28 protein-coding genes are annotated in these 19,224 nt (G+C 38.8%); 6 read left to right on the forward strand and 22 right to left on the reverse strand.

Features of this window, described 5'->3' with window-relative positions:
* Nucleotides 1-98: 98 nt before the first annotated feature.
* Nucleotides 99-863, reverse strand: coding sequence for a class I SAM-dependent methyltransferase (locus tag ML543_RS01235; RefSeq protein ID WP_243385335.1), 765 nt, complete (start codon nt 861-863; stop codon nt 99-101).
* Nucleotides 864-1,097: 234 nt separating this feature from the next.
* On the opposite strand from ML543_RS01235, the gene ML543_RS01240 reads away from it, so the two are divergent.
* Nucleotides 1,098-1,265, forward strand: a complete 168-nt coding sequence (locus ML543_RS01240) for a hypothetical protein (RefSeq protein WP_243385336.1) — start codon at nt 1,098-1,100, stop codon at nt 1,263-1,265.
* Here the strand turns inward: ML543_RS01240 and ML543_RS01245 are convergent.
* From ML543_RS01245 to ML543_RS01260, 4 genes are read right to left on the reverse strand one after another with little or no spacing between them, the layout of a single operon-like run.
* Entirely contained in the window at nt 1,240-1,425 is a 186-nt protein-coding gene (locus ML543_RS01245) for a hypothetical protein (protein ID WP_243385337.1), read from the reverse strand. The genes ML543_RS01240 and ML543_RS01245 overlap by 26 nt on opposite strands.
* 29 nt (nt 1,426-1,454) lie before the next feature.
* Entirely contained in the window at nt 1,455-1,688 is a 234-nt protein-coding gene (moaD, locus tag ML543_RS01250; RefSeq protein ID WP_243385338.1) for a molybdopterin converting factor subunit 1, read from the reverse strand.
* Nucleotides 1,685-2,134, reverse strand: coding sequence for a molybdenum cofactor biosynthesis protein MoaE (locus tag ML543_RS01255; protein WP_243385339.1), 450 nt, complete (start codon nt 2,132-2,134; stop codon nt 1,685-1,687). The genes moaD and ML543_RS01255 overlap by 4 nt, the downstream gene beginning before the upstream one ends.
* Before the next feature lie 41 nt (nt 2,135-2,175).
* Nucleotides 2,176-3,435, reverse strand: coding sequence for a molybdopterin molybdotransferase MoeA (locus ML543_RS01260; RefSeq protein ID WP_279326512.1), 1,260 nt, complete (start codon nt 3,433-3,435; stop codon nt 2,176-2,178).
* A 109-nt stretch (nt 3,436-3,544) separates the two neighbouring features.
* On the opposite strand from ML543_RS01260, the gene ML543_RS01265 reads away from it, so the two are divergent.
* A complete protein-coding gene (locus ML543_RS01265; RefSeq protein ID WP_243385340.1) occupies nt 3,545-4,228 on the forward strand; it encodes a Crp/Fnr family transcriptional regulator in 684 nt (227 codons plus the stop codon).
* A 90-nt stretch (nt 4,229-4,318) separates the two neighbouring features.
* Here ML543_RS01265 and ML543_RS01270 read toward each other — a convergent pair whose 3' ends face one another.
* Both ML543_RS01270 and ML543_RS01275 read right to left on the reverse strand, forming a co-directional pair.
* The gene (locus ML543_RS01270; RefSeq protein WP_243385341.1) at nt 4,319-4,501 is read right to left on the reverse strand and encodes a hypothetical protein; all 183 of its coding nucleotides are present in this window, start codon (nt 4,499-4,501) and stop codon (nt 4,319-4,321) included.
* 92 nt (nt 4,502-4,593) lie between these two features.
* Nucleotides 4,594-5,187 carry a DUF1989 domain-containing protein gene (locus tag ML543_RS01275; protein ID WP_243385342.1) on the reverse strand — a complete coding sequence of 198 codons (594 nt, stop codon included), beginning with the start codon at nt 5,185-5,187 and terminating at the stop codon, nt 4,594-4,596.
* A gap of 120 nt (nt 5,188-5,307) precedes the next feature.
* Here ML543_RS01275 and ML543_RS01280 point away from each other — a divergent pair, with 120 nt between their 5' ends.
* Nucleotides 5,308-6,597, forward strand: a complete 1,290-nt coding sequence (locus tag ML543_RS01280; protein ID WP_243385343.1) for an amino acid permease — start codon at nt 5,308-5,310, stop codon at nt 6,595-6,597.
* A gap of 23 nt (nt 6,598-6,620) precedes the next feature.
* Here the strand turns inward: ML543_RS01280 and ML543_RS01285 are convergent, their stop codons facing one another.
* On the reverse strand, nt 6,621-7,379 hold the full coding sequence (locus ML543_RS01285; protein ID WP_243385344.1) for a YqcI/YcgG family protein: 759 nt from the start codon (nt 7,377-7,379) through the stop codon (nt 6,621-6,623).
* 60 nt (nt 7,380-7,439) lie between these two features.
* On the reverse strand, nt 7,440-8,063 hold the full coding sequence (locus ML543_RS01290; RefSeq protein ID WP_243385345.1) for a LysE family transporter: 624 nt from the start codon (nt 8,061-8,063) through the stop codon (nt 7,440-7,442).
* 450 nt (nt 8,064-8,513) lie between these two features.
* Here ML543_RS01290 and ML543_RS01295 point away from each other — a divergent pair, with 450 nt between their 5' ends.
* Complete coding sequence (locus ML543_RS01295) at nt 8,514-9,791, forward strand: phytoene desaturase family protein (RefSeq protein ID WP_243385346.1); 1,278 nt, start codon at nt 8,514-8,516, stop codon at nt 9,789-9,791.
* Nucleotides 9,791-10,657, forward strand: coding sequence for an RNA polymerase sigma-70 factor (locus tag ML543_RS01300; RefSeq protein ID WP_243385347.1), 867 nt, complete (start codon nt 9,791-9,793; stop codon nt 10,655-10,657). Before ML543_RS01295 ends, ML543_RS01300 begins: the two co-directional genes overlap by 1 nt.
* An 82-nt stretch (nt 10,658-10,739) precedes the next feature.
* Here the strand turns inward: ML543_RS01300 and ML543_RS01305 are convergent, their stop codons facing one another.
* The 11 genes from ML543_RS01305 to ML543_RS01355 form a co-directional block, all read right to left on the reverse strand.
* The gene (locus ML543_RS01305; protein ID WP_243385348.1) at nt 10,740-11,375 is read right to left on the reverse strand and encodes a spore coat protein; all 636 of its coding nucleotides are present in this window, start codon (nt 11,373-11,375) and stop codon (nt 10,740-10,742) included.
* 409 nt (nt 11,376-11,784) lie between these two features.
* On the reverse strand, nt 11,785-12,555 hold the full coding sequence (locus ML543_RS01310; protein ID WP_279326513.1) for a sulfite exporter TauE/SafE family protein: 771 nt from the start codon (nt 12,553-12,555) through the stop codon (nt 11,785-11,787).
* A gap of 71 nt (nt 12,556-12,626) precedes the next feature.
* Complete coding sequence (locus ML543_RS01315) at nt 12,627-12,854, reverse strand: sulfurtransferase TusA family protein (RefSeq protein WP_243385349.1); 228 nt, start codon at nt 12,852-12,854, stop codon at nt 12,627-12,629.
* A gap of 20 nt (nt 12,855-12,874) precedes the next feature.
* Entirely contained in the window at nt 12,875-14,002 is a 1,128-nt protein-coding gene (locus tag ML543_RS01320) for an MBL fold metallo-hydrolase (RefSeq protein ID WP_243385350.1), read from the reverse strand.
* 45 nt (nt 14,003-14,047) lie between these two features.
* Nucleotides 14,048-14,617, reverse strand: a complete 570-nt coding sequence (locus ML543_RS01325) for a sulfurtransferase TusA family protein (protein WP_243385351.1) — start codon at nt 14,615-14,617, stop codon at nt 14,048-14,050.
* A gap of 49 nt (nt 14,618-14,666) precedes the next feature.
* Complete coding sequence (locus ML543_RS01330) at nt 14,667-14,963, reverse strand: rhodanese-like domain-containing protein (protein WP_243385352.1); 297 nt, start codon at nt 14,961-14,963, stop codon at nt 14,667-14,669.
* A 30-nt stretch (nt 14,964-14,993) separates the two neighbouring features.
* Nucleotides 14,994-15,473, reverse strand: a complete 480-nt coding sequence (locus ML543_RS01335; protein ID WP_243385353.1) for a DsrE/DsrF/DrsH-like family protein — start codon at nt 15,471-15,473, stop codon at nt 14,994-14,996.
* A 55-nt stretch (nt 15,474-15,528) separates the two neighbouring features.
* Complete coding sequence (locus ML543_RS01340; protein WP_279326514.1) at nt 15,529-15,756, reverse strand: sulfurtransferase TusA family protein; 228 nt, start codon at nt 15,754-15,756, stop codon at nt 15,529-15,531.
* A 74-nt stretch (nt 15,757-15,830) separates the two neighbouring features.
* Nucleotides 15,831-16,091 carry a metal-sensitive transcriptional regulator gene (locus ML543_RS01345; RefSeq protein WP_243385354.1) on the reverse strand — a complete coding sequence of 87 codons (261 nt, stop codon included), beginning with the start codon at nt 16,089-16,091 and terminating at the stop codon, nt 15,831-15,833.
* 27 nt (nt 16,092-16,118) lie between these two features.
* Nucleotides 16,119-16,466 (reverse strand): rhodanese-like domain-containing protein, encoded by a 348-nt coding sequence (locus ML543_RS01350; protein ID WP_243385355.1) that lies wholly within the window; start codon nt 16,464-16,466, stop codon nt 16,119-16,121.
* 242 nt (nt 16,467-16,708) lie between these two features.
* On the reverse strand, nt 16,709-17,221 hold the full coding sequence (locus ML543_RS01355) for a hypothetical protein (protein WP_243385356.1): 513 nt from the start codon (nt 17,219-17,221) through the stop codon (nt 16,709-16,711).
* 103 nt (nt 17,222-17,324) lie between these two features.
* Between ML543_RS01355 and ML543_RS01360 the strand changes: the two genes are divergently transcribed.
* On the forward strand, nt 17,325-17,777 hold the full coding sequence (locus tag ML543_RS01360; protein WP_243385357.1) for a staygreen family protein: 453 nt from the start codon (nt 17,325-17,327) through the stop codon (nt 17,775-17,777).
* Between the two features lie 5 nt (nt 17,778-17,782).
* Here ML543_RS01360 and ML543_RS01365 read toward each other — a convergent pair whose 3' ends face one another.
* A complete protein-coding gene (locus ML543_RS01365) occupies nt 17,783-18,337 on the reverse strand; it encodes a GNAT family N-acetyltransferase (protein WP_243385358.1) in 555 nt (184 codons plus the stop codon).
* A gap of 42 nt (nt 18,338-18,379) precedes the next feature.
* Nucleotides 18,380-19,150: a cytochrome c oxidase assembly protein gene (locus tag ML543_RS01370; protein WP_243385359.1), complete on the reverse strand. Its 771-nt coding sequence runs from the start codon at nt 19,148-19,150 to the stop codon at nt 18,380-18,382.
* Nucleotides 19,151-19,224: the final 74 nt, after the last annotated feature.

Below are 19,224 nucleotides of genomic sequence, written 5' to 3' on the forward strand. Positions count from 1 at the left end.
CGAAGGGCAAATAAAAGAGGTGCGAGTTATGCACCTCTTATTTTACTCATTTGATTTTCTCCTTAAAACAACGCTATAAAGTTTATCGGAAGAAAATCTTATTGTGGCTTACTACATACTAAACAAAAAACTCTATGTGGTATATCAATGGATTCTCTATAATTTGATTCTAATAATATTTTTAAATCATGATCAAACGCCTTTACTGTTTCTTTATCAAGACTTGCACCTACTCCCGCACTCGCTCTTATTCTCCCTCTCCAAGCTTCCTGACTATACGTAATGTCAAGGTCAAAAGTGAAAGTCTCGATGTTTTTAAATCCCCCATTCGCTACTTGAGTTAACCAATCTGGATATACACCCGTTCCACCTGCTCCTGTCCAGTTTGGGTTATATGACAATATAAGCTCTTCCGTTTTCATTACAATGTTATCCTTAAGAGGCAGCCAATCTAAATGAACAATGACCAGTTTCCCATTTTTCTTTAATACTCTACGTATTTCATTCATTACTTTTTCCCCTTGAAACCAATGCCAGCACTGACCTGCAGTAACAACGTCAAAAGTAGGTGCATGAAAAGGAAGTTCTTCAGCTCTTGCTTTAACATATTTAATCTTCAACCCTTTTTCGTTATCGAGTTCTTTGGCAGCATTTATTAGTTCTTCTGATATATCAACTCCCGTAACTCGTGCACCTTGTTCTGAAAATCTTCTTGCAAGATAACCTGTCCCTGTTCCTAAGTCTAGTATTGACTGTCCATCGCTTCCGATATTAATCCTTCTTAGACGTTTATATAATTCATCCGGATATCCCGCTCGAAATAAACTGTAATCTTTTGCAGTTCGGCCAAAGTCAATTTTCATCTTTTCATCCCCTTTTCAAGAAGTTGCCAGAAATCACCATCACGATGAGTATTTTAGTAAGTATTTCCAAACCATATTTTACAAGTATTCATGTTCTACGTAATAGAAAAATCTCCTTCTTTCTTCCTGACCTTGATGCATTGTGAACCTTTTTACTCCCATGCAGCACGAAATATTAGCAATCTTCCTTTTTTAACCGATTATAGTAAAGGAAGTTGTGAGGGGGATTAAATTATGAAGCGATTTTTGCTGGTATTTCTCGAGATGTTTTTCATCAATTTAACCATTAACTTTTCGGTATTGGTCGGAATTACTGTTAGGATTTTATATGTTGCTGTGTTCATTTATGAAAAAAACACTAAAACGTTTGAACGTTTTAGTGCTTTTGATCACGATGCATAATATGTAATTGAAAGAAAATCGCACTTAATAAGGCGATGATCATACCGAGCATGGCAGCGTAGCCTGTTAACACTTCATTTCCTTCAAATAAGCTACATATTCCAATTCCACTAATGCCGCCAATCGTTATTAGTAGAAACCAAACAATTATCGATGCCAAATACTTCTCTCCTAACTCCAAACCGTTTCTTATCCACCACTTACAGGAGGAATAAGGGCGACAACATCTCCACTTTTTATTACATCATTATCCGTTGCATATTCTTCATTTACGGCGACAAATGCAACTCGCTCCATAGGTAAATGCTCATTTTTATGTAAATGTTCTTTCAACTCGGACACGGTCAAATTTTCCAACTGTAACGTTAATTGATTGGTGTTCTTCGCTTCTTGTAAGTCGGCAAATAGAAGTACTTTGATCATGTTGATTCTCCTTTCTGTGGTTTTGCGGTTTGGCTACCAACCCAATATTCTCCGTTTTCCCACACTTCTTTTTTCCATATCGGCACGATTTGTTTAATTCGTTCAATAATGTATTCATTCGCTTCATAGGCTTCTTTTCGATGCGGTGTGGAAACGGCAATGACCACCGCAATGTCGGATATTTGAAGCTCACCAATTCGATGAGTGATGGCGCATGTTGAGCCTGGCCATTTTTCATTCACTTCTTGTGCGATTTGTTCGAACATTTTAACAGCCATCGCTTCGTACGCTTCATATTTCAAGGAAATTGTTCGAATTCCATTTGTCCATTCTCGAACGGTACCTGTAAATGTCGTTACAGCTCCCGCTTCAGGTCGTATCACTTTTTTCGTTACTTCCTCTATCGAAATCGGTTGCATCGTGATTTCAAACTGTCGTTTTCCCATATGTATTCACCTCCGAGTGCTCCTTAATCATGCGGCACTTTTTACAGAAACGTTTCGTTTCCACTACAATGGTTGAGTAGCAAAACCTTTACGTCCTCTCCTTTTTCATAGCTTTGCTCCCCATCAGGCAAAATGATTAACGCTTCTACTTCACTCAAGGCTGCAACCATGTTGGATTGATCAAGGCCGACGGGTACAGCATGTAAGGTCCCATTTTGATAATCAACTTTTCCTCGAATAAAACGAGTAAACGAGTTTGGCTTAAACGATTTTGTTAATGTTGCTTCTATAAGCTCTGGAAAAGGCTTTCGTGAGTGGTTCCAATAGTTAGCAAGCGAACGAACGAATAATTCGAAGCCGACAAAGCATGCAGATGGATTTCCGGACAATCCGAATAGCCACTTTCCATTTAATTCTGCAACCGTCGTTACACTGCCTGGCCGCATTTTCACTTTATTAAATAAAACATTAGCGCCGAGTTCACGGTAAATATCGGGAAGAAAATCGTAATCACCAACCGATACTCCCCCCGTTGTAATTAACACGTCGACTTGCTGTAATGCTTTTTGGACTGCTGTTAAACAGTCATGAAAATCATCGCTTTGTTGTCTAAACATCTTCGGAACCATGCCTGCTTGCTTAATTTGAGCATATACCATATAGGCATTGCTATTGCGGATTTTCCCGGGAATAAGTGCTTCATGAACCTCCAACAATTCCGTTCCAGTCGATAAAATCCCTATTGTCAATGGTTTAACAACAGGTACCGCATCGTATCCAAACGTTGCTAATAAAGCCATAACGCCTGGGTTAATTTTCGTACCTGCACGGACTAACACTTCACCTTGTTTCGTATCCTCTCCTTTAAAGGAAATGTTAGTTCCTTTTTCGACCGGGCGTTTCAGTGCCATATATGGTTGTCCGTTTTCTTCCCATTCATCTGTTTCTTCAAACATGATGATGGCATCTGCGCCATTTGGAAGCATTGCTCCAGTCATAATCCGAATCGCTTCCCCCTTGCGAATGGTCTTTTCACTCACTTCACCAGCCGCAATCGCGTCAATTATTTGAAAAGTTATCGGCGAGTCTGCCGAAGCATGTACCGAATCCTCGGCACGAATGGCAAATCCGTCATACGGCGAACGATTAAACGGAGGAACATCATGAGTCGCTACTAAATCTTCTGCTAAGTATCGACCTTCACATTCTAAAATCGGAACATACTCAACGGGTCCTCTTTTTTTGAGCGACATTAGGCGTTCCATTGCTTCTTCTACGTGTATGGCCGTTCGTGTCTCCAATTCAAAAGCCTCCTTTCCATACGTCTATTTTCACAAAATCTCCAAATCATTTCCATTAAAAAAAGATAAATTGTAATAAAATAGAAGAAAGATTGATAGGTGAAAGCGGGTGTGTGATTTGACAAATGACGTTGTAGCTCTATTAAAATCGCTTCATTTTGTAGAGAGGAAAATTCCGAAGCATGAATATTTGTTTCGAGAAGGAGCAGCTACGAAAGAATTATTTGTGATTGAGGAAGGCATCATTCAGTTAAGTAAAATAACTCCTGATGGGAAGGAGCTTTGCTTAAAGCTATGTCAATCAGATGAAATGATTGGTGAGCTTTCGATTTTCTCTGAGCACGCCATTCATATGTACCACGCAAAAGCAATGACAGATGTCTCCGTACTCGTTATTACGAAAGAAACGATTGAACAGGCACTTTCTCACCACCCTCCATTAAGTGTTGCTTTTATGAAATGGATGAGTGAACATTACCGGAAAACAGAAACAAAATTCCGCGACCTTCTTTTGAATGGGAAAAAAGGGGCGCTGTATTCAACACTTATTCGTTTAACCAATAGTTACGGAGAGAATCTCGACAACGGTATTTTAATAAATGTTCAATTAACGAACCAACAGCTTGCAAATTTTTGTGGCACCGCTCGCGAAAGTGTCAACCGAATGCTGAGCGTTTTGAAAAAAAATCAAATCATCTCCTATCATCAAGGTAAGTTACTCGTTCATCGGCTGGATTTTTTAAAATCTGAGATTAATTGTGACGAATGCCCCGTTGAATATTGTCGGATTTAACGGTTTGACTGTTCAAATAATGACAGCGCGTTCACATGCAATGAATAAATGAAAACAACCTCTCAACATGCAGGAGGTTGTTTTCATCATTTATAAAATATTTTGTTCATCTCGTACTTCCCTTAAATACGTCTCCATATATACACGTTCCGACTCCGATGCGTTTTTCGCTCCTTCGTTAGGATCGATTTTCAATTTCTTCTTTTTCACAACCCAATCGGTCACTACACCAAACAAGATCAATCCGCCAAAAAGAATAAACCATCCGTTCATTTCAACCACCCTCCTTTTGACTTTACCACTTACTATAAATACGAATGAAAAATGAACAAAGTTTCAAATTTTGGTAGTTTAATTTTGGAAAACTAAAAAATTTCAATTCGAATGGGCGATGGTTCAAATCCATTACAGGAACTTTCACTTGTTGGACAAGCACTCACGGCAACAACTAAATCCATTTCAGCTCGTAATTCGATATAATCTTCCGGCTCTGAAAGCGGTCGTTCCACTTTTACTTGCCCATCTGCATCAACGACTGTGTTCATAAAGATGTTAAACGGGCGATGATGTGTAAGTGGTGAAATCGAAAACGCTTTAAGCGCATCGTTTAGATTATCAAAACAATTTGCATGGTTTTCTTTATTATATAAAAGCTCGTACATTTCCTTTCGACATGCCGGAAGTAATAGATCATGCTTTCCTACCTTATCCTTTGTAATGGTGAACATCGGTCGATAGTAATTGGAATAGATTTTATCACCGATTTGTAAATCTTTTTTTTGCATCGCATCCATAGTTGCCCCTGGATCTAGTACTTCATCTTCGTTCTCACGACTCACCGCTACAAAATCTGCCACTTGCTCACCATTTTGATCAATGATCCGAATCGTTTCCCCTTTATGTAAATGAAACCCCGCTCCGTGCTCAGCAGGGATGATGTGATATAGCCGATTTTCCATATTACTTTTCCCCCTTTTCTTATTGTTTTCATTTTGTGTGAAGAAGTAATCAATCATACATATTTCTATTTTTTCCTCCGACAATAATACAAAAGGTGATAATCGATTGGGGGAGGACGTGTGGAAAAACAATTGCAATGGTGGCAATTATCGTTACTTGGAGTTGCGTGTATGATTGGAACTGGTTTTTTTCTCGCATCGAGTATTGCCATTGAAAAAGCGGGTTATGCCGTCATTATTTCGTATTTCATTTCGGGTCTTGGGACATTTATTGTCTTTCATACGCTAGCAGAGATGTTCGCCAATCATCCGGAAAAAGGATCATTTCGGACGTATGCTAAATCCGCCTTCGGGCCGTTTGTTGGTTTTGCTGTTGGGTGGGTCTATTGGGTATGCGAAATGCTTATCATGGGCAGTCAATTAGCCGCCCTTTCCATATTTGCTCGTTATTGGTTTCCTCAATGGCCGCTTTGGATTTTCTCGCTCTTTTTTGCCATTTTAGGGCTATTGATTATTCTGACGGGTTTAAAAGGATTCGAACGGATTGAAAACTTATTTGCCGTGATTAAACTTGCTGCGATCATTATGTTTATTCTTGTCGTTTCGTTATTTTTATTCGATGTGATTGGAGCGGACTCATTTGAGAGTCCTCAAAACCCGCTCTCATTTACGGGTGAACCACTCGGGATTTGGTCGTCTCTACTTTATACGTATTACGCGTTTGGTGGCATTGAAGTGCTCGGCCTATTAATGAATGAGTTAAAGGATCAAAAGTCCGCTTCCAAATCGGGCATCGTAATGATTGGGTTGTTAACGGTTTTATATGCTGCCTCTATTTGGGCGATTTTATCTGTCCTATCCGTGAAACATATTCAAACAGACGAAAGTCCTTTTATTACGACGTTAAACCAATTTGAGATTTCCTTTTTACCACATATATTTAACGGTGTGTTAATCATTGCTGGATTTTCTACTTTTGTCGCATCCCTTTACGCCATCATCACCATTTTAATCACTCTTGCTGAAGATGGAGATGCACCGAAAAAGCTTGCGGAAAAAGGAAAACGAAAAGTGCCAATCCGGTCTTTTTTCGTGTTATGTGGCGGTGTGTTCCTTTCCATTTTATTTTCATTTTTGTTACCAAAATCTGTTTATGAGTATGTCACGACAGCAGCCGGACTTATGCTCTTGTATACATGGTTTATTATTTTATTTTCGTATTATAAACTACTTGCCAAAACAAAATGGGATAAAGGGAAAGTTTTTACGGGTAGCCTTTTATTATTTTTAGCGTTATCGGGTTCCTTACTAGAAAAAAGTACAAGGATTAGTTTTTTTGTTAGCATAGGATTTTTAATCGTTGTTTTCGTTGCTACTCTTTTCAAAAGAAAACGACATCCACAGTCATGAAAAAAGTGCCACGATTTGTGACACTACGGGAGTAGCTTATTTAATTTCTTTTTCATATACGTAAACGGGCATGTGCCTTTCGATTCGTTATCATCATCACTTAAGAAATATTGTTTCCATTCATGATTGTCACTTTTTCCGTACCATTTTAAATCAGGATGAGGAGCGATTTTGTCATATGCTTTTAGCCGCGAACGAATCGCTTTTTTCATTTTGCGCCCAAACGATGTCGAATCATTGATTTCAGCAAACACCCATCTCGGCTGGAATGCGAGCATAAAGTATGGGAAATGCCGACTTTTTCGCACCTGATGGTATGGAGTTGCACAAAACACAAAATACGGCTCCCCGCAAAAACTATATTCCCAAGCCGTATCATGAGGATCAGTCGGTATATTCTCAGGCCATTCCTTTTCATCAAGCGCATGCACTTCATTTAAAATCGTCCAAAACATATCTTGAAACGCTTCTTGCGACTCGTTCAATAATTCATCCGACGTTTCAAAAAAAACAACGAGCGAAGCGTATTTTCCTGTATCACGTGAGATGTCACCGTAATGCGCTAATGTACTTGCTAATTCATGAAACGTTTTTTCTTCCCGTGGGTCGCCTACAAACTGAAACCGCAAATGATTTTTCAAAAATCCTTGCATGCCAGGTACACAAGGATACGGATGATCGGTGTCTATTAACATTGAAGAGAATTGCTGAAATGCATCTTTTTTCCAGTCGGAAAGGGTATCTTGATGGGCGTCAAGCCAATTTTTATCGTAAAGCTGCATAAAAAAACCTCCCTTTGCTACTTGCTATCGTATTAGCAAAGAGAGAAATGGGTGAATGTCCTAAAACAAGAGGCGAAAAGCCTCATAACCAAAATAAAGCCCGAAGCCGACAAGAGACAGTCCGGCAATGATGGAAATCCCTTGTAACAATTGAGGCTTTAACATTTTTCTAAAGCCACTTGCAATAGAAGCCATAATGACATCCCATATTAAAATGCCGACAAAAATTCCTAAACTGTATATGAATAATTGATTTTCTGTATAAGATTCTGCCGTTTTTGCTAGCACGGCTCCATAAATCCCAAGCCAAAACAAAATATTTAGCGGATTGGAAAGCGCCATTAAAAATCCCGATACAAACGCTTTTTTCTTCGTCTCATTCGTTTCCCCTTCCAATCGTGTCACACGATTGCTCGTCAAAATACTTTCAATCCCAGTATACGTTAAGATGAAGAAGCCGAATGAATATAGTAGTGTTTTTAAAAATGGTGTATCCAAAAAAGCTGCAACTCCTAAATAAATTGCAATCATATACAATGCATCCGCGGCCATTGCCCCAATCCCGACTAACCAAGCATGTAAAAATCCATTTTTAATCCCCTTATCTAACTGCGCAGCATTTATTGGTCCAATTGGCGCTGATAATGACAACCCTAAAAAAATATAACTGATAAAAATGCTCATGACACCCTCCCATTTCGAATAGTCCTTGTACATAGTGTATTCACTTAGGGGAAGTTGTACAACTTTATGAAAATAGAAATTGAATCACGAAGAGGTGTTTTCTAAATAGGCTCTTTTCTAAAGGATTGTTGCTTTTAGTGTGTATAAAATATATTGTTGAGAATCGTTTTCCCCCTTGTAAAGGAGCGGAGGGCACTTGACTCCTGCGTGATAAAGAGGAAAGGTCGAGACCCCACAGGCGCATGTCGAGGAGGCTCGACTTCTTCCCCGCGGAAAACAAGTGTCTGGAGCGCAATGTTCAGAATTCATTTTAAAAATGACTGAAAAAGCAACAAACTATACGAAAACAGCCTTTAAACAAGTATATCGTCTAAAAATAAATTTATTTGTCACACCCCTCGTCACTATTTCGTCTTTTTTGTGAATGGAAAAATAGGGAGGTAAATCTTGATGAATAAAACATGGGATGTTGTCATTATTGGTGGCGGACTATCAGGTTATGTTGCTGCAAATTTTTTAGCTAAAACGAATTTAAGTGTGTTAATTTTAGAAAAAGGGAAAAAGGTAGGAGGACGTGCTCGTACTGATATCGTCCAAGATCAGTACTTTAATTTAGGCCCTCATGCATTTTATCAATCTGGTAAAGCTAGGGCTACACTTGAAGAATTAGGCATATTCTTTGAGGGAAAAGCCCCACAAGCAGGAGGCCTTTTAATTGAAAACATGAAGTTTTATACAGCACCTTTTTCACCAATTGGGCTCCTAAAGTCGAAGTTATTGAATTTGAAAGATCGTTTTGAATGGATTACTTCATTAACAAAAATTAAACAGTTAAATCCAGATGACTTTGCCACACTTACATTTCAAGAATGGCTTTCACAGACAGCCAAATCTGAACATGTTCAGTTACTATTGAGTATTTTGGCTAGGCTGGCGACATATTGTCACGCTCCTGAGAAAGCGAGTGCGAAAGTGATTCTCTCTCATTTGCAGCATGCCATGAGAGGTGTGGTATATTTGGATGGTGGCTGGCAAACAATCATTGATCAGCTCCACAACCAGGCTGTTATCTCGGGTGTTCAAATTCATACGGAGTCAAATGTAAAACAAATTGAAAAAAACGAAATCGAACCATTCCAATTAACCCTTTCAACCAATGAGATTATCCAATCAAAGCAAGTACTCTATACGGGCTCACCACATGAATTGAACAAAATAGTAGCTGATTGTCACCCACAACGAAATTTTTTCGATCAAATAGTGCCTATAAAAGCCGCAACATTGGATGTCGCTTTAAAAAAGCTTCCAAATCCAAATCATCTTTTCGCTTTGGGAGTAACAGAACCGTACTACTATTCCGTCCATTCGAACTACGCACAACTCTCAAAAGATAGACAGAGTACAATCCTACATGTTCTTAAATATCATCATCCAGACGAGAAGATAGACGTGAGGGCGGAAAAATCCAATCTAGAAAAATTTCTTGATATGATACAACCAGGATGGCGTAATTATGTAATAACATGTCGTTGTTTACCTAATATAACCGTCAGTCATCGCTTGCCACTAGTAGGGGATGAAAGGGAACTTACTCAATCTGAAACACACATACCAGGATTATTTATAGCTGGTGACTGGGCATCGCCTAATGCAATCTTATCTGAAGGAGCGGTCGAGAGCGGAAAGCAAGCAGCAAAAGAAATCAGTCGAAAAAATGAGGTGATCTAGTGCAGATCAGTAATGAAGATTATCAAAAATACAAGCCTTTGTTATTTTCATTAGGTTATCGAATGCTGGGCTCGGTAACGGATGCTGAAGATCTTGTGCAAGAGACATTTTTACGCGCCTACCAAATCAAAAAACAAAATGTAGAAAACAAAAAAGCATACCTTTGTAAAATGATGACTAATCGATGTCTTGATTTATTAAAGTCGGCGAGGAAAAAACGAGAGCAATATATTGGTCCTTGGAATCCTGAACCATTATATATTGAGGAATCTGAGGAAAATAATCCTTCAGAAGTTCTCTTGCGAAAAGAGGGCCTAAGTATAGCCTATTTACGAATGATGGAACATTTATCTCCCCATGAACGTGCTGTTTTGCTGTTAAGGAAAGTATTCGATTTCTCTTATGGAGAGATTGCTAGGATTGTAGAAAAGTCTGAAGAAAATTGCCGAAAGCTATTCAGCAGGGCAAAGAAAAAAATCTCCACTGTAGAGAATGAGAACTTACACTATGGAAACAACAAATCAGTGGTCAATCGTTTTATTAAGGCCTTTCAAATGCAAAATACAAATGATTTGCTTGAACTCGTATCAGAAGATGTCACACTTTATTCAGATGGGGGCGGTAAGATCAATGCCGCCATTCGTCCAATTGTATCACGCCAAAACGTTTTACTGTTTTTATCTGGTATTGGAAAAAAGGTTGCAAAAGATTATGATTATGAAGTTAAAAAAATCAACGGTCAACCATCTATCGTTTTTTATTTGAACGGTTCCATTCATAGTTCAGTTAGTTTTTATATTAGTAATAATATTATTGTCGAAATTTATATAACAATGAATCCAGATAAGTTAGCAAATCTTTCATAAGATACATGGTATTAATCGAATAGGTATGAGGAATTCCCTCATGAGTACCTATTCGATTGAATACTCATTTACCTCTCACCAATTAATGTATCTCTTGATTTGGGTTTGGTGAAACTGGTACCTCTACAAAGGATGACATCATCGCCGTCATATCTTGCGGTTGTAGTTGCGGCACTTGATAGTACCCTCGTTTGTTTTGATACAAGAATATTTCATAGCCCATTTCGATGAAATTAGGAACACTATCGGAAATTACTCGACGAAACACCGGATTCGTGATTTCCAGAGATGTCATCGCTAATAGTGATGCTGTCGATTTTATCAATCCGAGCATATAAGCGGACAATCCTTGGTCTGAAACTTCTTGAATGGACGTATTCGGTTTTTTCGGCTGAGATGGCTTCATTCCATATACTACATCGTTACTTTGATCCATATTGTAGACCGTTTGGGAATGATCTGGCTTTTGTCCCGTCGAAAACGTTTGAACCGAAATATTATACAAATCTGTAATGAACTGTTGTTGATGCTTTAAGATTTGTTTTAACTCAGGATCTTGAATGTACTGATCAAAAATCACATATTGATCAAGGACATTAATAAACGTAGCTAAAATTTCATGCGCATCAAACATTTCGTGTCCACCATGATTTAAAGGTGGTTGCATTTGCCCAGCTTGATTGTTCATCGATTGAGATGGTTGAAATGAATTTTCCATCGTTATCCTCCTTCAACATTTTTCGTCCCTATTGTTTGTTATTTTCGATAAAACATTCATCCTGAAGGTGGATAACGACTATTTTAGGAAAAATATTGTTCAGAGCGGGGGTCGACACCTTGTGCGCGGATTTCACTCTTCTATGCGCGCGGACGGACTTCTTTTGCGCCAATCTCACTCTCCTATGCGCACTAACCTACACCTTATGCGTCGTTTTCACTCTCCTATGCGCGCGAACCTACACCTTATGCGCGGATTTCTCTCTTCTATGCGCGCGGACGGACTTCTTTTGCGCCAATCTCACTCCCCTATGCGCGCGAACCTACACCTTATGCGCGGATTTCTCTCCCCTATGCGCCCAGACGGACTTCTTTTGCGCCAATCTCACTCCCTTTTGCTCGAAGGGAGACTACAGAATGTCAATCCAAATTTTTATGGCTGTTGCAAGGATGAGTGAGGCTAAGGCTGTTTGCAACAGTTTTGTGTTTACTTTTTTTCCTGCATTTGCACCGAGTGGAGAGGCGATAAGGCTTGCGATGATCATAATAAGAGCAGGAAAATAGTCGATTTGTCCGGTTGTGATTTTCCCGACTGTTGCACCGATTGATGAGATGAATGTGATGGCCAGTGAAGACGCAATGGTCATACGTGTCGGGATTTTTAAGACGACAAGCATGATAGGAACTAGGAGAAATGCTCCGGCCGCACCGACGATACCAGCTCCGATTCCGACGATAAATGCGAGCAATGCAGCAAGACTTTTTGAGAAGGTGACCTCATTTAATGGTTTATCATCGATTCCTTTTTTCGGAATGAACATCATAATGGTTGCAATTAATGCTAGAATTCCGTATACGAAATTAATGCCAGATTCAGACATGAGCTTTGAGCCGTATCCCCCGATAAAGCTTCCAATTAATATGCTCGTGCCCATGTAAAGGATTAATGTTTTGTTTAAATATCCGCCTTTCCGATAGGCCCAAACTCCTCCTAATGTGGCAAAGAAGACTTGAATGGCGCTGATGCCAGACACTTCATGTGCTGAAAAGGCTGTTAAGCCAAGTAGTGGCGGGATGTAAAGTAGCATCGGGTATTTAATGATGGAGCCACCGATACCGAGCATTCCTGATAGGTATGATCCGATAAAACCGATAAGAAAGATGACAGTTATAAAAAGCATTCGTATTCCCCCTTAAAAAAGGGAACCGTTCGATGGTTCCCTCCTTTTGTTTGCGTACACATTCTCCGCTTTTATCCTTTTTGAATCCAAAATTTGTACACACCGTTTTCTTCTTCTGTTTTGACTAATTGGTGGCCACCAGATTTGGACCAAGCTGTTAAGTCAGCTGTTGAACCTTTATCTGTAGCGTGAATTTCTAAAATTTCTCCTGTTTCAAGTTCATTCATCGCCTTTTTCGTTTTGACAATTGGCATCGGGCATGCAAGGCCTTTCGCATCTAGTACTTTTTTTACTTCCATTCGAATTTCCTCCTTTTTGATTAACGGACCGCACAACGGTTAGGTCCAATCTCCATTTCACGTTGTTTTTCTAAGTCTGGCGTTAATTTCCCCATGTTTGTTTGGCGAATTTCTTGATAAGCGTTCGGCTGAGGTGGAAGGTTTTCCGTTACAATTTGACGAAACTCTTCATCGTCCTCAATATTTAACCCGTGATTTTCCTTAAATAAAATACCAAGTTTCTTTGCTACTGTACCGTCGTCATTTAATTCGTCCATGATCATAAAGTGAGCTGGCAAGACGATCAGCTCTTCAGACAGGTTGCGATAACGCTTGTAGAGCGTTTCTCGTAAATCACTTACCCAATCTTCTGCTTTCCCTGCTAAATCAGGGCGTCCTATGGAATCGATAAATAATATATCTCCCGTTAGTAAGTACGTCTGATCGACGACAAATGAGGTGGAGCCGATCGTATGACCTGGTGAATAAAGTGCATGAATGTCGATCGTTGTTTTCCCAATTTGAATCTTCTCTCCATCTTGTAACGGCTCATAGGAGAATGTCACTTCCGTTGCATCTTTCGGTGGGAGCCAGTACGTTGCTTCCGTTTTCTCTGCAATCTCCCGTCCCCCCGAAATATGGTCTGCGTGTAAATGTGTGTCTAAAACATGTTTAATGGCAACACCTTTTTGATCAGCGAATGATAAAAATGTATCCGTCATTCTTGTTGCATCAATGATTGCAGCTTCTCCTTCAGAAATGACCATGTAAGACAAACACCCTTTTCCGATACGGACAAATTGATACATCTCGCCACCGTTTGGAAGATCGCCAACTTTTACAGGATGTAAATATTCACTAAAAGAGCGCATCCCCCCTGATAGGTAAGAAACCTCTAATCCTTTTTCTGCAAGCATTTCCGCTACCATAATGGATGAGCCTTCTTTCGCACATACGACAAGAATGTCTTCGTCTTTTGGTAATTGATCTAAAATTTCTTCAACACCATCAAGTAAGTCAAAGTATGGGACATTTAAGTGTTGAACCGTTTCACCTTCTATTTTCCAATCTTGAAAGTCTTCTTCGTTTCGAACGTCTAATAGAAAAATTGGTTCCTTGTTCAAAATTTTTCTCGTTAACGTTTCAGAAGTCATCGATTTTACAGTCATCTTCTATTACCCCCTATGGTATATTATAATTTAAAAAAATTTAGCTTAAAGTGATTTGCTTTCTCCCTTCCATTCATTCATGCCAGGCACAACGTTAAAAACGTTTTGAAATCCAAGTTTAGTTAACGTTTGGCATGCGAAGTCGCTTCTATTACCTGTTCGACAAATGACGTAAAGTGGTTTTGTCGATTCTAATTGGTTCACTTGATCTTGTAACTGTCCTAAAGGGATGTTCATTGCGTTTGGGATATGACCAAAAGCAAATTCTGCTTCTTCACGTACATCTAATAATACGATGTCTTCTTTTTTTATTAATTTTTCTTGTAACTCATCGTTAGTAATCGTGTTTGGGTGTTTTTTTTCAAGCGTCTCATCATTCGATGACTTGCGCAAAAAATGAATGAGAACCTCTCCTTCTTCCTTCGTTCCGATGTATTGATGCCCTGAGCTTTCTGCCCACGCTTTCATATCAGCTTTTGATCCTTTATCTGTTGCTTCAACTTGCAAAACTTGCCCTGCATCTAACGCAGCCATCGCTTTTTTCGTTTTGACAATTGGCATTGGACAGGCTAAACCTTTTGCATCTAAAACGTGGTCTACATTAATCGTTTTCATTTCTGAATCCTCCCGTTACCCTATAGGGTATAAAATTATTGAAAAAAATTTACTCTACTGGTCCTTCCCATGCTAACATACCACCGATCATGTTTTGTACGTGGTAGCCGTTTTCCATTAAAAAGGTTGTAGCTTGTTTACTACGTGCTCCTGATCGACAAATCATTGTATATACTTTATCTTTGTCTAGTTCGTGCATACGAAATTCAAGTAACGACAACGGAATATTAATGGCGCCCGGTACCTTTCCTTGTTGAACTTCCTCTACTTCACGTACATCAATTAAATGAATATCTTCTTTTTTATGAATGAGCTGTTCCACTTCGTTTACTGTAATTTCTTTCATGTGAAATCCTCCTCATGTCGTCCGTTTTTCTTAAATAAACAAGTTCACATTGCCTTCTTCGGCATCGGCTAAATAAGCAGCAACTCCAGCGTAGTCGATATGATCGAGAAGTTCATCTTTTTGTAAGCCTAGTAAGTCCATTGTCATCGTGCACGCGACAAGTTTTACGTCTTGTTCTTGTGCCATTTCAATTAACTGAGGCAAGGTCATCGCATTATGCTTTTTTATAACTTGCTTGATCATTTTTGGTCCAAACCCAGCAAAGTTCATTTTCGAAAGCCCCATTTTGTCGGCTCCTCTTGGCATCATCTTTCCAAACATTTTTTCTAAAAACCCTTTTTTCAACGCGATTGGCTCATCTTTGCGAAGGGCGTTTAATCCCCAAAATGTATGGAAGATCGTCACTTCATGGTCATAGGCAGCCGCCCCATTCGCAATAATGTATGCAGCCATCGCCTTGTCATAATCTCCGCTAAATAGTACAATTGTAGTCTTTTTCTTTTCACTCATTCATTCTTCCTCCGTTTTTACCCCAGTGGGTATATTGATTTATAAAAAAATTTCTTTATTTTCCTTTTCGAATCCAAAATTTATAGATACCATTCGCTTCTTCATGTTCTACCATTTCATGTCCACTTGACCTTGCCCATGCTGTTAAATCTGCAAGAGATCCTTTATCAGTCGTATGAACCTCTAATACTTCTCCGACTTGCAGCTCATTCATTGCCTTCTTTGTTTTCACAATTGGCATTGGGCAAGCCAATCCTTTTACATCTAATAATGTATTGCTCATGATGTCCCCTCCTACATTTTACCTTTACCCCTATGGGTATATTATGAAACAAAAAAAGATTTGTCAATACCGTCTCATCGACTTTTGACGAGAAGGTTGACGGCTTCTTTTATAAGTTCATCCGTGCTTTCACCTTTCTTAGCAGCTTCTGTTACACACTCTACTAAATTTGAGCTAACTATCACACCAATACTTCGATCTAGCGCTGAACGAACAGCCGACATTTGGGTAATGACTTCTTTGCAATCTTGGTTTTCTTCCATCATGCGTATAATTCCTCGAAGCTGCCCTTCAATTCGTTTCAATCGATTTTTTACTTGCGGATCGTAATTCATTTTTTACCCTCCTTCACTCTTACACTTTTATTGTTTACAGCAAGGGCGATTCAATAATTGATACCCTACAACGTTGATTCCTTTTTTCGTTAGAAAGCGTATGCTTAAATTTTTTTCGATATGGCTTTCAGCGACGACAATTACGTCATCCTTTCGGTAACGACCGTAATTTCGCTTTAAATACGCAATTGGAATATTTACAGCCCCACTTACCGGCGTATGATGTGCTTTTGTATAATCTCTTACATCGAGAATAAGCGTTTTTTCTTCCCGATGTGACAGGTTGGATAAACATTGAATCCCACGAACCGGTACATATCGATTGTATAAAAGTAATAGCACGAGAGCTAGAAATAATATATGAATGATAGCCATTAACTTAGCTCCTTTAACTTGATATGGTTATATCATATACCCCTATAGGTATATTGTCAACACTTTAATTCAAATTTTTTCTACCCACCTTGTGCCTTTATCAACTCATGAAATACATATACCTATATATTAAGCTGGGAAACTATCGTTATTAACTATTTTTATTCATCATAAGATGAACATTGAAGGTGTATCAATGCTTTTGGAAGGGAAAGGTCTCCCCTTTCCCATTCCACATACGGCTACTCTCCTTTATAAGACGTCACTCCGAATGTTTGATTGTAGTGATAGCCGTTAAAGTAGATATCTAAATCGTGAAATAATCGGTGAAGCATTCGCATCGCTTGACGATCATCAGAGTTAATCACTTCGGTTGCATATTTCTCGATTTTGCCAAAGTCCTCGTTTAAATCGTTGTTATCGATTTGGATTCCATCTAATGCAGCCAATATTTCTTCGGCTTTCGTTTTTTGTGTATGGTAGTTGGCAGACTCCAATCGCCCCCACCCGAGTGTTTGATTATAGAATTCATGCGTTTCAGAAATAAATTCATGTCCATCCTCATAGTCAGAGGTTGCTAACTTTACAATGTCTTTTCTAGCAGGGGCGTTTACGACTTTTTTATTTTCCGCTGTTCCTAACAACGCACTCGATTGTATTGGATTTTCCGAATCACTTAAAGCAGCATAAACGATAAATGCAATGAGCAATGCACCAGAGGAAAAGGCTAAGAATAAAATAATATTCTTTTTCATCCGTCCAACTCCCTATTCATTTAGAAGTATGTATTCTATTAGTACTACGACGATTTCATTATACAAGAAAATGGTAAATTTTCCATAAGGAAGTGATTTTGTTTTGAAAAATTTACATGTCCTTTACTTAGATCACAAGACTTCTCGCACTCCAACTTATGCACGAAAACATACGTTAACCCATTCAGATGAAACTGGAGAATTGTTTTTATCGATTGGCCATCATTACGATATTAAGGCGATTAATTGGGAATTTCGTGATGAGGTGATCGGAGAATGGAAGCAGTTTGAGGATGGTAGCCCCTATTGGATAGGGAAAGCATTTGTGAGTGATGAATCTTATCGTTACGAAGATGCTAAAAGAAGGTTTGAGATCTTCCAAAGAGAAATGGAGCATGCTCTTTCTGGAATTTTCGTTGGTGATCGTTTATTCTTTGCCTACCACCCACAATGGTTAAATGCTCCCGTCTATGTCCAATATGAATCCAATTTCAAGGAGTTTCACACGATCATTCAATACGGCACACCTAGGAGGTTTATGTTATTCGCCAATTAAATTGATTATTTCTTAGCGATGAAATACGCCATCAACAATAAGTCATCGTAGCTTCCGTCATCAAACTTAATGGCGTTCATTTTCCTTCCTTCAATCTTGAAGCCTAATTGCTTATACAATTGGATTGCCCGTTCATTTTGACTAAATACTTCTAAACTTATTCGTTCAATCCCTCTTTTTTCGTTCAACCAATTAATGAGGGTGATTAAAAGAATACGTCCAATGCCTTCCCCACGATATTTTTTCTGAACACTCATGCCAAATGAACCTTCATGCGCCGTTCGTTTTTTATTTCCTGGAAGAAAGTTTAATAGACCGATGATTCTCTCCTCTTCTTTCGCAACGAGTACGAGGTGATTATTCTTTCGTTCCATTTGCTTAAGCCATTCTGCTTGTTCTTTTGGGCTGCTATTGAATTCCTCAGAGGTCGTCACAAGATGCTTACATTCTGCAAAAAGTTCCGTTAAATAAGATACCATTTCATCTGCATCCGCCGCCGTTGCTTGATGGATCATAATCCTTCTACCTTTTTTCGTCGTAAATGGAACTGGTTTGTTCATTTCTTCACCACCTTCTTTCATTGGAAAATGTATACAGGTATTTTATCGAAATCTCTTCACTTGGACAATAGATAATTTGGAGAAAACGAAAAAGAAAAGTAACACACTCAACAATACCCCACCGGCTATTTTTTGTTCAATGATTGGATTTATTGGAAGCGATGCTATGATGAGATCCTCTGAAAGCTCTGTGTACGAAACGCCTTGTGGTAAACAAAGCAGGATGGCATTTTTCAACAAAGATGAATCAGTGTAAATAGAATATAAATTCTCTTGACTGAAAATAAGGAAGAGACACATCGGGAATAAAAAGACAAAATATCGAACGTGAATCTTTTCACCCCATAAATAAAAAGGAGCCCATCCGTATAACATGGTAAGAAACAATATTAACAAAGAGACATAATTCAAACGATATTGCGTTCGAACGATGTCAAAGATGGGTGGTAAATGATACACATAAAAAACAGAAACAAATAAAGCCACCGGATAAATAGAGCGGATTCGGTAATTGACAAGGTGCGTTCCTTTTAACCCATATACGATAAGGGGGGCGGCAAATAGAAAAAGAACGATCATCTGCACCATGTGAAAGCGAAAAAGGATACGCCCAAGCAAGTTCAGTGGACTCCCCATAGCTACAAATAGAAAGAGTCCACCTAGAATAAATGAGATACCGTGTTTATTCGTAAATTGAGGATGTTTCGGAATGAGAAAAAGAAACAATACGATACTTAACAAAACGAGAAAAAGTACTCCAAAATTCCACAGTGCGTGAAAACTCATATTTTGAATGATGCTCCATACACTCATGTAAAATCACTCCCTCTCCATCATTTTGTTTCATCCTTCCAATGATGTCTGTGATATTCATCATACATTTTGAT

Source organism: Bacillus kexueae, assembly GCF_022809095.1.
GTDB lineage: Bacteria > Bacillota > Bacilli > Bacillales > Aeribacillaceae > Bacillus_BZ > Bacillus_BZ kexueae.

What these genes read in the sequence shown, in the direction of transcription:
- ML543_RS01295 (WP_243385346.1), top strand. Translation starts at nt 8,514, where the DNA reads ATGAATAAAACATGGGATGTTGTCATTATTGGTGGCGGACTATCAGGT.
- ML543_RS01335 (WP_243385353.1), bottom strand. Translation starts at nt 15,473, where the DNA reads ATGAGTGAAAAGAAAAAGACTACAATTGTACTATTTAGCGGAGATTAT.
- ML543_RS01315 (WP_243385349.1), bottom strand. Translation starts at nt 12,854, where the DNA reads ATGGAAGTAAAAAAAGTACTAGATGCGAAAGGCCTTGCATGCCCGATG.
- ML543_RS01345 (WP_243385354.1), bottom strand. Translation starts at nt 16,091, where the DNA reads ATGAATTACGATCCGCAAGTAAAAAATCGATTGAAACGAATTGAAGGG.
- ML543_RS01305 (WP_243385348.1), bottom strand. Translation starts at nt 11,375, where the DNA reads ATGGAAAATTCATTTCAACCATCTCAATCGATGAACAATCAAGCTGGG.
- ML543_RS01310 (WP_279326513.1), bottom strand. Translation starts at nt 12,555, where the DNA reads ATGCTTTTTATAACTGTCATCTTTCTTATCGGTTTTATCGGATCATAC.
- ML543_RS01255 (WP_243385339.1), bottom strand. Translation starts at nt 2,134, where the DNA reads ATGGGAAAACGACAGTTTGAAATCACGATGCAACCGATTTCGATAGAG.
- moaD (WP_243385338.1), bottom strand. Translation starts at nt 1,688, where the DNA reads ATGATCAAAGTACTTCTATTTGCCGACTTACAAGAAGCGAAGAACACC.
- ML543_RS01355 (WP_243385356.1), bottom strand. Translation starts at nt 17,221, where the DNA reads ATGAAAAAGAATATTATTTTATTCTTAGCCTTTTCCTCTGGTGCATTG.
- ML543_RS01370 (WP_243385359.1), bottom strand. Translation starts at nt 19,150, where the DNA reads ATGAGTGTATGGAGCATCATTCAAAATATGAGTTTTCACGCACTGTGG.
- ML543_RS01365 (WP_243385358.1), bottom strand. Translation starts at nt 18,337, where the DNA reads ATGAACAAACCAGTTCCATTTACGACGAAAAAAGGTAGAAGGATTATG.
- ML543_RS01325 (WP_243385351.1), bottom strand. Translation starts at nt 14,617, where the DNA reads ATGAAAACGATTAATGTAGACCACGTTTTAGATGCAAAAGGTTTAGCC.
- ML543_RS01330 (WP_243385352.1), bottom strand. Translation starts at nt 14,963, where the DNA reads ATGAAAGAAATTACAGTAAACGAAGTGGAACAGCTCATTCATAAAAAA.
- ML543_RS01320 (WP_243385350.1), bottom strand. Translation starts at nt 14,002, where the DNA reads ATGACTGTAAAATCGATGACTTCTGAAACGTTAACGAGAAAAATTTTG.
- ML543_RS01235 (WP_243385335.1), bottom strand. Translation starts at nt 863, where the DNA reads ATGAAAATTGACTTTGGCCGAACTGCAAAAGATTACAGTTTATTTCGA.
- ML543_RS01350 (WP_243385355.1), bottom strand. Translation starts at nt 16,466, where the DNA reads ATGGCTATCATTCATATATTATTTCTAGCTCTCGTGCTATTACTTTTA.
- ML543_RS01270 (WP_243385341.1), bottom strand. Translation starts at nt 4,501, where the DNA reads ATGAACGGATGGTTTATTCTTTTTGGCGGATTGATCTTGTTTGGTGTA.
- ML543_RS01240 (WP_243385336.1), top strand. Translation starts at nt 1,098, where the DNA reads ATGAAGCGATTTTTGCTGGTATTTCTCGAGATGTTTTTCATCAATTTA.
- ML543_RS01340 (WP_279326514.1), bottom strand. Translation starts at nt 15,756, where the DNA reads ATGAGCAATACATTATTAGATGTAAAAGGATTGGCTTGCCCAATGCCA.
- ML543_RS01275 (WP_243385342.1), bottom strand. Translation starts at nt 5,187, where the DNA reads ATGGAAAATCGGCTATATCACATCATCCCTGCTGAGCACGGAGCGGGG.
- ML543_RS01290 (WP_243385345.1), bottom strand. Translation starts at nt 8,063, where the DNA reads ATGAGCATTTTTATCAGTTATATTTTTTTAGGGTTGTCATTATCAGCG.
- ML543_RS01285 (WP_243385344.1), bottom strand. Translation starts at nt 7,379, where the DNA reads ATGCAGCTTTACGATAAAAATTGGCTTGACGCCCATCAAGATACCCTT.